Below are 13010 nucleotides of genomic sequence, written 5' to 3'. Positions count from 1 at the left end.
AATATCGGCTTTTATAGGTTGCTTAATCTGATTTATTCCCGGCATGCAGGTGTAATGTTGTTCACAAACATAAAATTAATTCCTTTATAAAATAGCATTGTTCTTCATTGCGGCATAACCACCAGCAATGTTGATAACCTTATCTACGCCACGGGCCTTTAGAATGGAAGCGGCGATCATAGAGCGGTAGCCTCCGGCACAGTGGATATAATAAGTCTCCTGCGGTTTAACATCAGTTGTCCAGTCATTGATATAATCTAATGGCTTGCTGTGGGCATAGTTAAAATGCTCGGTTTCAAATTCACCAGGTTTACGCACATCCAAAACATTCAGCGCAGGTTGCTCCTGTAAAGTAGCTGCAAAAGCAGCAGCGGAAATGGATTGAATACTTTCAAGGTCTTTTCCTGCAGCTTTCCATGCCTGTATACCACCTTTTAAGTAACCGATGGTATTATCGTAACCTACCCTTGCTAAACGGGTAAGGGCTTCCTGCTCCTTGCCTTCTTCTACAATTAATAAAATAGGCTGGTGCATATCTGTAATCAAAGAACCTACCCATGGGGCAAATTGCCCGTTTAAGCCAATGTTTACTGATGATGGAATAAAGGCATCACCAAAAACCTGTGGATCACGGGTATCAAGCAAAAGTGCGTGGGTTTGGTTGGCCAGGTCTTCAAAATCTTCTGGCGACAAAGGGTTTAAGCCTTTCTCATAAACCTGGTCTACGCTGATGTAACCATGTTTATTCAGAGATGCATTTTTAGCGAAATATTGAGGTGGCGGCAAAATACCTTCCGTTACTTCTTTAACAAACTGTTCTTTAGTTTCTGCCTTCAGGGCATAATTAACCTGCTTCTGGTTACCCAGGGTATCAAAAGTTTCCTTACTCATGTGTTTGCCACAGGCAGAGCCTGCACCGTGTGCCGGATAAACCAACACCTCGTCTGGAAGGTTAAGAATTTTACTGTGAAGGGAATCATATAAGGTAGCGGCCATGTCTTCCATGGTCAGCGCGCCCTGCTGGGCTAAATCTGGTCTGCCCACATCACCAATAAATAGTGTGTCGCCGCTAAAAATACAATAAGGTTTGCCGTCTTTATCTTTAAGTAAATAGGTAGTAGATTCTGGTGTATGTCCAGGGGTATGTAAAGCGGTAATGGTTATCTCTCCTAGTTGAAAGACCTCATGATCTACAGCAATGTAAGACTCAAAAGTTGTGTCGGCTGTAGGGCCATATATAATTTTAGCACCAGATTTCTGCGCCAGGTCGATATGACCGGACACAAAGTCTGCATGAAAGTGGGTTTCAAAAATATATTTAATAGTAGCGTTGTCTTTCTCTGCTTTCTTAAGATAAGATTCTACCTCTCTCAGCGGATCGATAATGGCAGCTTCACCCTTACTTTCAATATAATAAGCAGCCTCGGCGAGGCATCCGGTGTAAATTTGTTCTATCTTCATTGCATCTCTATTAAGGCACAAAAATAAGCTTATTATCAGATAACATAGGCCCTAAAAGCGAAAATACACTATTTTTATTAGGCAGTTAGCTCACCACGAAGTGATTGTGACATTAATTGTGCTATTTGTGGCCCAGGAATATTTAAACCCATCAGGTACATTAATTTAGTGACTGCGGCCTCGAAAGTCATGTCATAACCACTAATGACACCCATATCCTGGAGTTTTCTACTGGTTTCATATTTACCCAATTCAACCGAGCCCACCTGGCATTGTGAGATGTCGACAATTATTTTTCCAGCCTGAATGGCTTGCTCCAAACTCTCAATAAACCAACAATCGGTAGTGGTATTGCCCGCACCAAAAGTTTCAATAATAATGGCATCAACAGGTGCACAAGTAATGGCTTTTACGGCCTGTGCCGTTATGCCGGGGTACATTTTTAACACCCCAATATTGGCATTAAAATTAGAATGGACAATTAAAGGACCTAAAGAAGCTTTTTGGATATAATTATTGAAAAAAGTAAGGTGAACACCAGCTTCAGCCAATACATGATAATTTGGCGTTCGGAAGGCTTCAAAATTCTTTGCATTGTATTTAATAGCACGGTTACCTCTAAAAAGCTGGTAATCAAAATAAATACACACTTCAGGAACCATGGCTTTGCCATGCTTTTTTGTGGCGGCAATTTCCAGTGCCGTAATCAGGTTTTCTTTAGCATCCGTTCTGATTTCACCGATAGGCAATTGCGAACCGGTAAATACCACAGGCTTGGCCAGATTTTCTAGCATAAAGCTTAAAGCGGAGGCCGTGTAAGCCATGGTGTCAGAACCATGAAGGATGACAAATCCATCAAATTCATCATAGCGGCTTTCGATGATTCCGGCCAGTTTAGTCCATACATCAGGATGCATATTGGAAGAATCAAGGATGGGATCGAAAGAATGAACTTCAAGGTCATAATTCAACCTGGCCATTTCTGGCACATTCTGCCGGATTTGTTTGAAATCAAAAGGAATGAGCATCCCTGTTTGCGCATCATTAACCATCCCTATTGTACCACCAGTGTAGATGATGAGAATTTTTGTCATGTGCTGCTAAACTAAAAAAATCTTCCGGGAATTCTCTGTAGTGATGGCTGCAATTTCTTCCAAAGGAAGCGCATATATCTCGGCTAGCTTATTAGCTACATGAACCAGGTAACTGCTTTCATTTGGTTTACCACGGAAAGGCACAGGTGCAAGGTATGGTGAATCGGTTTCAAGAACCAGATGTTCTAAAGGCACATGTTTTAACACCTCATCTAAACCAGCCTTTTTATAGGTTACCACCCCGCCTATGCCCAGGTAAAAGCCCAGGTCTATCGCCTGCAGTGCATGGTCGAGATTTCCTGTAAAACAATGTAAAATACCTCGCAGCTGATCACCTCTTTCAGCCTCTAAAACTTCAAACACCTCATCAAAAGCTTCGCGGCAATGGATCACAATGGGCAGGTTTAATTTCTTTGCCCAGGCTATTTGTTGGTGAAAAGCATCCTTTTGCAGATCCAGGGTAGTTTTATCCCAGTACAGATCTATACCTATCTCTCCAATGGCTACTATTTTTCTTCCTGCAATGGTGCTGTAAATAGCATCAAGCAGCTGTTGAAAATCTTCCTTAACATCACAAGGGTGAAGGCCTGCCATGGCAAAACAGTTTTCCGGATAACGACTAACCAGCTCATCAATCATGGCAACAGAAGCTAGATCAACATTTGGTAAAAACAGGCGATTTACCTTCTGATCAAAACAGCGCTGCATCAGTTGAGCCTGTTTCAGTTCATCCCTTTCATAATAAAGGTGAGTATGGGTGTCAGTTAAAAGCATGCGGTAAAGTTATCCATAAAAAAAACCTGTTCAACGAATTGAACAGGTTTTAATGTTTATTTTAATGTTTTATACTTATTTTTTTACAGGAGCAGTAGCTACCGGAGCCGTTGCAGGTGCAGCAACTGGTTTTTTGATATCCGTTAATTCCACTTCAAACACTAATGGAGTGAAAGGATTGATACCACCTTGAGGCATACCATTTTCGCCATAGCCTAATTTAGAAGGAATGATGAAAGTAGCTTTACCACCTTTACCTAATAATTGTAAACCTTCGTCAAAACCTGGAATTGCCTGACCTAAAGCAAATGCACGTGGACCATATTGCGCTTGTGCGTTAAATTTACCCGCTTCTTTTGCTTTTTTAGCATCACTTGTGTCGAAGATATTATCTTTTCCGTCAGTTTTTTTAGTTGCTAATTTACCAGTGTAGTTGACCATGATGGTATCACCAACTACAGGTTTTTGTGCAGAACCTGGGTTAGAAATTACATACTGTAAACCAGAAGCCGTAGTTTGAACTTTAAGGTTGTTATCAGCGATGTATTTTTTAATTTTTCCATCTTCAGAAGCTTTGTGTTTTGCAATTGAAGCCTGGTAATCTTTCTGGAAGAAATCTCTGGCTTTGTTTTGAAATACAGAATCAGCTTCTTTTGGATCTTTGTGAAGTACTGTTTCAACTTTAACGGTAAAGATTAAGTATTTATCGTTTTTAAGTGCTTCAGGTTTTGGCTGACCAGAATGTTTAGCCATCGTATCAAGATCTAACTTGAAAGTAGCGCTATCACCTTCACCGAAAAGGTAAAGAACATCATTCATGTCACCAGCGTACATTTTTTTTCCTACTGGAAATACTTGTGGTTGCTCTAAATCGTAGGTATTAGCCATGATTGAATCTTTTTCATTTTTCTGAATAAAGTTCAATTTGATGATATCACCTTCTTTAATTTTTTCTTTTCCTTCTGATTTATGTATAGTATACATTAAACCACCTGGTCCCTTTTTGTAGTTGTTACAAGCGGCTAAAGCAAGCGTAGCTGCAAAAATAATTACTAGACTTTTTTTCATTGCGTTATTTGTCTTTTTTAAATGTTAGTTAAGACCCTCGTGGAATCTTATTTTGGTTAATTTATTTATTGTTTTGAAACCTTACGGTATTCAATATTTTAAAGCAACAATTGCGTTTTATATTCTGGCAGAATAGATTTAAAGTAGGCTACAGTTTCGTTCAGCCCCTTATCAGAAGCGCCGCCTGCAGCATTTCTATGTCCACCACCATTAAAGTATTTTCTACAGATTTCATTGGCAGGAAAATCGCCTGTGGAGCGTAAAGATAGTTTAACCCTATCTTTTCTTTCAATGATGAAAGCAGCCAACCTGATGCCATTTACTGACAATGCATAGTTAACTATACCCTCTGTATCGCCTGTAACGATATTGTAATGTTTCAATTCCTCAGCAGTAACCGTAATGATAGCTGTATTTAAATCTTTAATGACCTCCAGCTTATTTGACAAACAATGTCCTAAGAAACGTAAACGGTTTTCTGTGGCATTATCGTATACCAATTGGTGAATCCTCCAGTGTTCAGCACCTGCATCTATCAAATCTGCCCCTATGCGGTAAACGTCAGAAGTGGCAGAAGGGAAACGGAAAGAGCCAGAATCAGTCATGATACCTGTATAAAGACAGGTAGCAATATCTTTGCTCATGAATGCACCATCTTCCAATTCGTTGACGATAAAATCGTAAACTAGTTGCGCTGCTGCACAGGCGTTGATGTTCCAGTGTCTGTAATCATCGAAATCTTCCGGATCCAGGTGGTGATCGATCATCAGTTTATAGCCTGCTGCCATGCGGATCACTTCACCCAATTCATTGATTCTGCTCAGGGTGTTAAAGTCAAGACAGAAAATAAGCGCAGCTTCGGCTACTAAAGCCTCTGCTTTTTCTTTTTCTTCTGTATAGATAATAACATCAGAATTGTTGGGCAACCAATGTAAAAAATAAGGGTAATCTGTAGGCGTAATCACTTTAACATGATGCCCTTTTTGGATCAAATAAGCATACAGACCCAATGAAGATCCCATTGCATCACCATCTGGTTTATGGTGTGTTGTAATTACAATTTTTTGCGGCGTTGCCAGCAAAGATTTAAGTTCAGAAAGAGATAGCATATATTTGGCACAAAGCTAACAATTTAATGATGAATTGTCGCTCCTATTATTTCAAGCTTTAATATTAAGGGTTTAATATGTAATTTTGCAAAAAAATATAAATAAAAAATGGCTACAAACAGAACTTTTACAATGATCAAGCCTGATGGCGTTGCTAATGGTCATATCGGTGCAATTATTAATGACATCACTGCTGCAGGTTTCAAAATCATTGCTTTAAAATACACTAAACTGACTCCTGAAAAAGCTGGAAAGTTTTATGAGATCCACAAAGAACGTCCTTTTTACAATGATTTAGTAAGCTTTATGTCTTCCGGGCCTATTGTAGCTGCCATTTTAGAAAAAGAAAATGCAATTGAAGATTTCAGAAAATTAATTGGTGCTACTGACCCTACAAAAGCAGAAGAAGGTACTATCCGTCAGAAATATGCCACATCAATTGATGCTAACGTGATTCATGGTTCAGATTCAGACGAAAATGCACAAATTGAAGGTGACTTCTTTTTCACTGCTGAGGAGCGTTTTTAATTAAACCCTTATCTCATTTAAAAATAAGCACCCCTTAAAAGGTGCTTATTTTTTTGAGTATAAAAAATAATAAGCCTATAAATGAAACTCATTAAAAGCTTGATCTTCCCTAAAATAAACAACCAAATGAAAAAAACTTTTATCGCCTTATCACTTTCATTCTTCGCTTTTGGAGCCATGGCGCAAAAAAAAGCAGCCACTCCGGTGAAAGCAACTGTAAAAAAACAAGCTATCCCCGTAAAAGCTAAGGTACAAACTTTGACCAACGGACTTGATTCTGCCAGTTATGCCTTTGGTTTAATGATGGCTACTAATTTAAAAACTAACGAGTTAACTACACTCAATTACGATTTAATGGTTAAAGGATTGAAGGATGCCTTTAATAACCAGACACCAATGCTTGATATGGATGCCTCACAAAATGCCATCTCTAGTTTATTCAGGGAAGCGGGGAAGAAAAAATATGCTGCTGCCCTGGCAGAAGGAGCTGCATTTTTTGAGAAGAACAAAAAAGTTCCGGGGGTTATTACTACAGCCAGTGGTTTACAGTACCAGGTATTAAAAGCAGGAAGTGGAGAAAAAGCCACTGCGGCAGACAGGGTTACCGTACATTATACGGGCACGTTACTTAATGGAACAGAGTTCGACAATTCTTATAAAAGAGGTGAGCCTACTTCGTTTGGGGTAACGGGCGTAATTACAGGCTGGACAGAAGGATTGCAATTAATGCAAAAGGGATCTAAGTTTAAGTTCTTCATCCCTTATGAATTAGCCTATGGCGAGCGTTCTCCAGGACCGGAAATACCTGCTTATAGCAACCTTATTTTTGAGATTGAATTAATTTCTATAGCGGGTAAATAACATCCTTAACAAACCATTTCACCCACTCGTTGTTATAATGAAAACAAAAATAACGCATATGAAAAAGTATCTCCCTATCGCCATGGTGGCTTTCTTAACCACAACCCTAACCAGCTGTGCTGCTATTGAAGGCATTTTCAAAGCAGGAGTATGGTCAGGAATCATCATAGTGGTGATTGTACTCGCCATTATTATTTGGATAATCAGAAAAATATTTGGAGGCAGAAGTTAAGCCTTACAAAAATACAATATCCGTAATGACTTCAGAACCGGTTCTTTCATTCAATTTTTGGATGATACCGGTTCTTACCATTAAAAGCTCATTTTTAATGACCGAAGATTCAATTCTCACAAAGAGTTTTTGGTGTGCAACATAAATCTGCGTGGTCCTGTTGGCAATAGCCTTGCCCATTACTTCAGGCCATAAGGCCACTACTGAAGTCTGATCAAAACGTCCTCTTAATTTATAGACAGATAACATTTTATTGATACCTTCTTTTAGGGTAATATCGTTAGGTTTACGCATGATTTACAGCTCCGTTATTTACTTCGAACAAAGTTACAGGAACTTTAATGCTATTGAAAATATTTAACACTCTTTCTCTGCCGGTATCTGTCATAAAAATTTGGCCAAAATCATGATGCGACACCATTTCCATCAGTTTATGCATACGGTGGTCATCGAGCTTGTCAAAAATATCATCTAACAACAATAAGGGCTTGAAACCTTTATATTTTTGCAGGTAAGCATACTGGGCGAGTTTAAGTGCAATCAGAAAAGATTTCTGCTGCCCCTGGGAGCCAAACTTCTTCAAAGGCATATCTGCCAAGGTAAACAACAAGTCATCCTTATGAATGCCCATGGTTGTTCTTTCCAGTGCTTTATCTTTTTCTGATGATTGTGTGAGCAGCTGCTCAAAAGAGGCATCCTTTAATTGCGAAGCATAGACCAAAGAAACCACTTCGCGGTCGTCGGTAATGAAGGAATAATAGTTATTAAATAAAGGAATAAATTCCTCCATGAACTCCGTGCGTTTATTAAACAATCTGTTACCCGAAGCCACCAGTTGTTCATCAAAAATATGCAGTAGTTCAGGGTCGTATTTACGGGTTATGGCAATTTGTTTAAGCAGCGCATTGCGGTTGAGCAAATGACGGTTATAGATAATCAGCTCATCCAGGTAACGGGCATCGGTTTGGGAAATTACATTATCCATAAAACGACGTCTTTCTTCACTACCTTCCATAATGATATTAATATCATATGGAGAAATCATCACCACAGGAAATAAACCGATATGATCGGCAAGCTTGTCGTATTCTTTTTTATTCCGCTTAAATTGTTTTTTCTGATTTCTTTTCACCCCGCAGGTAATCTTTTCATTTTTTTCCTGGCGATTGAAATCACCCTGAATTAAAAAAAGATCTTCTCCTGTTTTAATCTGCTGACTGTCAATAGGGTTAAAATACCCTTTACATAAACACAGGTAATGAATGGCATCGAGCAGATTTGTCTTTCCACCCCCGTTATTGCCTATAAATGCGTTGACTGATTGTGAAAAACTGACATCAGCATCAGCATAATTCTTGAAATTTAAAAGGGTAATATTTTTTAACCACATAGCTTACAACAACAAAGTTACCCTTTAACAACGTTAAATCACTAAACTTTAATTAAATACTGGAAAAAGGAGTTGATACTTTCGTTGAAAAATGTATTTTTGCAATCCTTAATACTTTAAAAATAAAATGTCCACAGCAGAAAAAGAAATAAACAACCCTGTTAAAAAAGGTTCTTTTGTACAAGAGAACTCAAAAAGCCTGTTATTCATTATAGGTGCAATAGTGGTATTGATTGGTATTTATGTATGGTATCAAAATGTCTATTTAAAAGACAGAGCTCAAGAAGCTTCAGCAAAAATGTATAAAGCAGAACAATACTTAGGTGTTGACTCTTTAGCGAACAAAGCCTTAAACGGCGATGGTGGCTACCCAGGCTTTGAGCAGATTGCAGATGAGTATGCCAATACAAAATCAGCAAACTTAGCAAACCTATATTTAGGTGGTATATATTTACGTAAAGGTGAATACAAAAAAGCGACAGAAGCTTTGGGTAAGTATGCAGAAACCGGCAGTCCTGTTGCAGATCCATTAGCTTTAGGCTTATTGGGCGATGCTTATAGCGAATTGAAAGACTATAAACAAGCTGCTACTTATTACAAGAAAGCTGCAGATAAAGCGAGCAACAAATTTACTTCGCCAATGTTCCTTAAAAAACTAGGTTTAGTTTATGAGCAATTGAAAGATTTTAAAGCGGCTAAAGATGCCTATTCAAAAATCATCACTGAATATCCTTCTAGTCAGGAAGCGGCTATGATTGATGCTTATATAGCACGCGCTGAAGCACAAATTAAATAACAATTCCTAAAATATTTATGGAGGCTAACCCTAAAGGTTAGCCTTTTTTGTAGGCAATCCTTATCTTTATCACATGGCAACACAACTAAAAAACCTGTCAGACTTCTCTCACACCACCGTTCCTGATGGCAGTCCTTATCATTTCGCAATTGCCGTTGCAGAATGGAATGCAGAAGTAACCGGCGCATTGTACAACGGTGCGTTAGCAACCTTACAGCAATATGGCGTTAAAGAAGAAAACATTCTGTCGGTAGCCGTACCAGGTAGTTTTGAACTTACCGGGGCAGCAGAAATAATTTTAAGCAAACATCCACACCTCGATGCTGTTATTTGTCTGGGATGTGTGATCCAGGGAGACACCAAGCATTTCGACTTTATATGCGATGCCGTGGCCCAGGGCATTACAAATGTTGGTATTAAACACAGTAAACCGGTAATATTTGGTGTACTGACCACCAACGACCAGCAGCAAGCGATAGACCGTGCAGGTGGCAAACATGGCAATAAAGGCGATGAAGCTGCTATCACTGCTATTAAAATGGCTGACCTTGCCGCCACGTTATAATTTAAAAAAGAAAACCATGGAGTGGAAAAAAATTACGGATGTTGCAGAGATTTCCGAAATCAAACAACAAGAAGGTTATAGCCTGATTTTCAAACACAGCACCCGTTGCTCGGTGAGTATGATGGCCAAAAGAAGATTTGAGATGGATTGGGATGCAATTCCTGAAGGTACCAAACTTTACTTTTTAGATTTAATCAGCTATCGCGACATTTCTGCGCAGATAGCTGAAACTTTTCAGGTGCACCATGAATCTCCGCAGATCTTATTAATCAAAGATGGCGAATGTATTCTTGATGCTTCCCACGGCGATATTTCTGCAGAAGAGGTAGCCGAAGTTATTAGTAATTAAAAGTTATAGTCTTTGTAATATCAGGGTGAATACTGTAAGCTACAGGACAGGTATTTGCTGATCTTTCAATAATCTTTTTATCCTTGTCGGTGTATTCATTGGCAGGGAATTGAAAATTAACGACAATTTCAGACACCCGTCTTGGGTTTTCAGTCATCACCTTGGTAATTTCGCAGGTAGTGCCATCAATGTTAAAACCATGTTCATTTGCCGCGATGCCAATGATGGTCAGCATGCAGTTTCCTAATGATGTTGCCAATAAATCTGTTGGTGAAAATGCTTCTCCTTTGCCCTTGTTATCTAGTGGAGCATCGGTTATAATTTCGTTTCCTGAGCGTTCATGTATAGAAGTTGTTCTTAAACCACCGTTGTAAGTTATTCTTGAAGTTGCCATATCATTGTTTTTTGACTACAAGATTACCATTAATTTTTTGGGATATCAACCAGCAACAAGCACAATTCAATCCTATTGCTTAACTTTGTGCCATGATCGAACTTCCGGTTGTTTCAGCAAACCAAAAACCACGTAAACCAGATTGGCTTAGAGTTAAGCTTCCTGTAGGTAAAGAATATGCTCAAGTGCGCAGCTTGGTGGACACGCATAAGTTACATACCATTTGCGAAAGTGGCAATTGCCCTAACATGGGCGAATGCTGGGGAGCAGGTACGGCAACTTTCATGATTTTGGGAAATATCTGTACCCGCTCCTGCTCATTTTGTGCAGTAGCCACTGGCAGACCCCTTGCTGTGGACGTTGATGAACCTAACCGCGTTGCGAACTCCGTAAAGCTAATGCAGGTAAAACATTGTGTGATTACTTCTGTAGACCGTGATGATTTGAAAGACGGAGGCTCTATTATTTGGGCTGAAACTTTACAGGCTATTCGCCGCGAAAGTCCTGAAACTACACTGGAAACCTTAATTCCTGATTTCAGAGGCATCTGGGCAAATTTAGAGCGTGTGCTTGCAGAAAAACCTGAAGTGGTTTCCCACAATATGGAAACTGTAAAAAGGCTGACTAAACAAGTAAGGATCCAGGCTAAATACGACCGCAGTCTTGAATGTTTAAAACGTATTTCTGAAGCCGGTGTAAGAACTAAAACAGGTATTATGCTTGGTTTAGGAGAAACCGAAGAAGATGTATTTGAAGCAATGGATGATATTGTGGCTAATGGTGTTCATATTTTGACCCTTGGTCAATACTTACAGCCAACACGCAATCACCACCCTGTTGTTGACTGGATTCACCCTGATCAATTTGCAAAATATAAAGAAGTAGGTTTGGCTAAAGGTTTAAGGTATGTAGAAAGCGGACCATTGGTACGTTCTTCTTACCATGCTGAAAAACACTTATTCGAATTTTAACCTAACATATGCCTAACCACAAGTGGTAGATTTTCTGCCACCTGTGAGGCGGTCATATTAAAATGATCGACGGCTAAATCATCGCCAGATTTTCCATGGAAATAACAGGCGACCACCGCAGCGTGTTCTGGCGTTAACCCTTGTGCCAGGTAAGCAGTAATCATTCCTGTTAAAACATCACCCATTCCACCCTGGGCCATTCCAGGATTTCCTGTTGGATTAATATACACCATTCCATCGCTGGCTACGATAAAGGTATACTGATTTTTCAACACAATTACACTTTGGAGCTTCATCGCTTGTTTGCGTGCTGTCATTAAGCGCTCATGCCAGGAGTCATGCTTCCCGAATAAATGATCAAACTCTTTCAGGTGTGGCGTTAATATCGAGCCTGGGCTCACTAAATCCTGAAGTTCTTGATGATTAGCCAAAAGATTTAAAGCATCAGCATCTATAACCAGCGCTTTCTTCAAATGAAGCAGCTTTTCTACTAAATCTTTTGCTTCAGGAGATGTACCTAAGCCACTGCCAACAGCAATGGCGTTATATTTATCCGCCTGTTGAAACACTCTTTCACGGTCTACATACATCACTTCAGGCAACGATGTATTTAAAGTATTTAAACCACTTTCAGGGATACAAAGTGTAGTTAAACCTGCTCCTGCATACAGACAAGCTTTTGCATTTAATAGCGCTGCCCCCATGGTTTGTTTTTCTCCGGCAAGAATTAAAGCATGACCGTAGGTGCCTTTGTGACTAAAAGCTTTCCTAGGCTTGAAGAGGTTCTTGATATCCGCATTTTCAATCAGGCTAAATGCGGAAGCTTGATTTTGAATGAAGTTTTCATCGAGGCCAATATTGACTACTTCAAATTTCTCTGTTGCCTTTGCTGATTCAGGAAAGAAGAAATTTATTTTAGGCCTTTGGAAACAGATGGTTTTATAGGCTACAACACCCTTATATTCATGAGGTAGTTGGCCCTCTGTAAAAAAACCCGTAGGCACATCTACAGCATAAACAACCTTATTTAATCCATTAATCAAACTAACCAGCGCTTCCATTTTTCCGGTGAGGGGCTTATTTAAGCCTGAACCTATCAAAGCATCAATGATAATCGTTGTATTCAGGTTTTTGATAACCTCAGGCTCATTGATGTGTTCAACTTCAAGAGGAAGATCTTGCAAGCGCTGTAGATTAGTTAAATAATCGTTGCTTTGTTTATCATTAAAATCAGCGACAATCAGCTTTATTTGTTTGTAGCCCTTATGGAGTAATAAGCGCCCAATAGCTAATCCATCTCCCCCATTATTTCCTTTACCACAAAAAATAGTGATGGAAATGTCCTTTTTTAATTCATCACGCAAAAAGGCGGCAACAAATGCTTCAGCTGCTCTTTCCATTAAATCAATAGAAGAAAT

Annotated in this window: 16 protein-coding genes; 7 read left to right on the top strand and 9 right to left on the bottom strand. The window is 39.3% G+C overall.

Annotation, left to right across the window (positions count from 1 at the left end; genetic code table 11):
• Positions 1 to 84 precede the first annotated feature (84 nt).
• The 5 genes from ACR2F7_RS03335 to ACR2F7_RS03315 form a co-directional block, all read right to left on the bottom strand.
• On the bottom strand, positions 85 to 1461 hold the full coding sequence (locus ACR2F7_RS03335) for an MBL fold metallo-hydrolase (protein ID WP_432712178.1): 1377 nt from the start codon (positions 1459 to 1461) through the stop codon (positions 85 to 87).
• Positions 1462 to 1538: 77 nt separating this feature from the next.
• Positions 1539 to 2555 carry an asparaginase gene (locus ACR2F7_RS03330; RefSeq protein WP_432712177.1) on the bottom strand — a complete coding sequence of 339 codons (1017 nt, stop codon included), beginning with the start codon at positions 2553 to 2555 and terminating at the stop codon, positions 1539 to 1541.
• Positions 2556 to 2561: 6 nt separating this feature from the next.
• Positions 2562 to 3329, bottom strand: coding sequence for a TatD family hydrolase (locus ACR2F7_RS03325; RefSeq protein WP_432712176.1), 768 nt, complete (start codon positions 3327 to 3329; stop codon positions 2562 to 2564).
• A 75-nt stretch (positions 3330 to 3404) separates the two neighbouring features.
• Positions 3405 to 4397, bottom strand: coding sequence for an FKBP-type peptidyl-prolyl cis-trans isomerase (locus ACR2F7_RS03320; RefSeq protein WP_432712175.1), 993 nt, complete (start codon positions 4395 to 4397; stop codon positions 3405 to 3407).
• A gap of 98 nt (positions 4398 to 4495) precedes the next feature.
• Positions 4496 to 5506, bottom strand: a complete 1011-nt coding sequence (locus ACR2F7_RS03315) for a DHH family phosphoesterase (protein ID WP_432712174.1) — start codon at positions 5504 to 5506, stop codon at positions 4496 to 4498.
• 108 nt (positions 5507 to 5614) lie between these two features.
• Between ACR2F7_RS03315 and ACR2F7_RS03310 the strand changes: the two genes are divergently transcribed.
• From ACR2F7_RS03310 to ACR2F7_RS03300, 3 genes are all read left to right on the top strand, one after another.
• On the top strand, positions 5615 to 6034 hold the full coding sequence (locus ACR2F7_RS03310; protein WP_432712173.1) for a nucleoside-diphosphate kinase: 420 nt from the start codon (positions 5615 to 5617) through the stop codon (positions 6032 to 6034).
• 126 nt (positions 6035 to 6160) lie between these two features.
• Positions 6161 to 6895 (top strand): FKBP-type peptidyl-prolyl cis-trans isomerase, encoded by a 735-nt coding sequence (locus ACR2F7_RS03305; RefSeq protein WP_432712172.1) that lies wholly within the window; start codon positions 6161 to 6163, stop codon positions 6893 to 6895.
• A gap of 58 nt (positions 6896 to 6953) precedes the next feature.
• Positions 6954 to 7127 (top strand): hypothetical protein, encoded by a 174-nt coding sequence (locus tag ACR2F7_RS03300; RefSeq protein ID WP_432712171.1) that lies wholly within the window; start codon positions 6954 to 6956, stop codon positions 7125 to 7127.
• A gap of 3 nt (positions 7128 to 7130) precedes the next feature.
• Here the strand turns inward: ACR2F7_RS03300 and ACR2F7_RS03295 are convergent, their stop codons facing one another.
• Positions 7131 to 7421, bottom strand: coding sequence for a DUF721 domain-containing protein (locus ACR2F7_RS03295; RefSeq protein ID WP_432712170.1), 291 nt, complete (start codon positions 7419 to 7421; stop codon positions 7131 to 7133).
• Entirely contained in the window at positions 7414 to 8517 is a 1104-nt protein-coding gene (gene recF / locus ACR2F7_RS03290; protein ID WP_432712169.1) for a DNA replication/repair protein RecF, read from the bottom strand. Before recF ends, ACR2F7_RS03295 begins: the two co-directional genes overlap by 8 nt.
• 127 nt (positions 8518 to 8644) lie before the next feature.
• On the opposite strand from recF, the gene ACR2F7_RS03285 reads away from it, so the two are divergent.
• The 3 genes from ACR2F7_RS03285 (at position 8645) to ytxJ (ending at position 10227) form a co-directional block, all read left to right on the top strand.
• Entirely contained in the window at positions 8645 to 9313 is a 669-nt protein-coding gene (locus ACR2F7_RS03285) for a tetratricopeptide repeat protein (protein WP_432712168.1), read from the top strand.
• Between the two features lie 73 nt (positions 9314 to 9386).
• Positions 9387 to 9878 (top strand): 6,7-dimethyl-8-ribityllumazine synthase, encoded by a 492-nt coding sequence (gene ribH, locus ACR2F7_RS03280; RefSeq protein WP_432712167.1) that lies wholly within the window; start codon positions 9387 to 9389, stop codon positions 9876 to 9878.
• 16 nt (positions 9879 to 9894) lie between these two features.
• The gene (gene ytxJ / locus ACR2F7_RS03275; protein ID WP_432712166.1) at positions 9895 to 10227 is read left to right on the top strand and encodes a bacillithiol system redox-active protein YtxJ; all 333 of its coding nucleotides are present in this window, start codon (positions 9895 to 9897) and stop codon (positions 10225 to 10227) included.
• On the opposite strand, the gene ACR2F7_RS03270 is transcribed toward ytxJ, so the two are convergent.
• Positions 10217 to 10621, bottom strand: a complete 405-nt coding sequence (locus ACR2F7_RS03270) for an OsmC family protein (RefSeq protein ID WP_432712165.1) — start codon at positions 10619 to 10621, stop codon at positions 10217 to 10219. The genes ytxJ and ACR2F7_RS03270 overlap by 11 nt on opposite strands.
• A 92-nt stretch (positions 10622 to 10713) precedes the next feature.
• Between ACR2F7_RS03270 and lipA the strand changes: the two genes are divergently transcribed.
• Positions 10714 to 11592, top strand: coding sequence for a lipoyl synthase (gene lipA / locus ACR2F7_RS03265; protein ID WP_432712164.1), 879 nt, complete (start codon positions 10714 to 10716; stop codon positions 11590 to 11592).
• On the opposite strand, the gene ACR2F7_RS03260 is transcribed toward lipA, so the two are convergent.
• Positions 11589 to 13010 (bottom strand): NAD(P)H-hydrate dehydratase (locus tag ACR2F7_RS03260; protein WP_432712163.1); only part of this gene is annotated, 1422 nt, incomplete at its 5' end. The two genes, lipA and ACR2F7_RS03260, sit on opposite strands and share 4 nt — an antisense overlap.

Origin of the sequence: Pedobacter sp. (assembly GCF_045628745.1) — a bacterium.
GTDB lineage: Bacteria > Bacteroidota > Bacteroidia > Sphingobacteriales > Sphingobacteriaceae > Pedobacter.
Note: the sequence above shows the minus strand (reverse complement) of the source record. Positions and strands in the feature narration are given on the sequence as shown.

Bases quoted from the DNA above. Each gene is read 5' to 3' on its own strand.
- ACR2F7_RS03305 (WP_432712172.1), top strand. From the start codon at position 6,161: ATGAAAAAAACTTTTATCGCCTTATCACTTTCATTCTTCGCTTTTGGA.
- lipA (WP_432712164.1), top strand. From the start codon at position 10,714: ATGATCGAACTTCCGGTTGTTTCAGCAAACCAAAAACCACGTAAACCA.
- ACR2F7_RS03300 (WP_432712171.1), top strand. From the start codon at position 6,954: ATGAAAAAGTATCTCCCTATCGCCATGGTGGCTTTCTTAACCACAACC.
- ACR2F7_RS03285 (WP_432712168.1), top strand. From the start codon at position 8,645: ATGTCCACAGCAGAAAAAGAAATAAACAACCCTGTTAAAAAAGGTTCT.
- recF (WP_432712169.1), bottom strand. From the start codon at position 8,517: ATGTGGTTAAAAAATATTACCCTTTTAAATTTCAAGAATTATGCTGAT.
- ACR2F7_RS03320 (WP_432712175.1), bottom strand. From the start codon at position 4,397: ATGAAAAAAAGTCTAGTAATTATTTTTGCAGCTACGCTTGCTTTAGCC.
- ACR2F7_RS03315 (WP_432712174.1), bottom strand. From the start codon at position 5,506: ATGCTATCTCTTTCTGAACTTAAATCTTTGCTGGCAACGCCGCAAAAA.
- ACR2F7_RS03335 (WP_432712178.1), bottom strand. From the start codon at position 1,461: ATGAAGATAGAACAAATTTACACCGGATGCCTCGCCGAGGCTGCTTAT.
- ACR2F7_RS03295 (WP_432712170.1), bottom strand. From the start codon at position 7,421: ATGCGTAAACCTAACGATATTACCCTAAAAGAAGGTATCAATAAAATG.
- ACR2F7_RS03270 (WP_432712165.1), bottom strand. From the start codon at position 10,621: ATGGCAACTTCAAGAATAACTTACAACGGTGGTTTAAGAACAACTTCT.
- ACR2F7_RS03330 (WP_432712177.1), bottom strand. From the start codon at position 2,555: ATGACAAAAATTCTCATCATCTACACTGGTGGTACAATAGGGATGGTT.
- ribH (WP_432712167.1), top strand. From the start codon at position 9,387: ATGGCAACACAACTAAAAAACCTGTCAGACTTCTCTCACACCACCGTT.
- ACR2F7_RS03325 (WP_432712176.1), bottom strand. From the start codon at position 3,329: ATGCTTTTAACTGACACCCATACTCACCTTTATTATGAAAGGGATGAA.
- ACR2F7_RS03310 (WP_432712173.1), top strand. From the start codon at position 5,615: ATGGCTACAAACAGAACTTTTACAATGATCAAGCCTGATGGCGTTGCT.
- ytxJ (WP_432712166.1), top strand. From the start codon at position 9,895: ATGGAGTGGAAAAAAATTACGGATGTTGCAGAGATTTCCGAAATCAAA.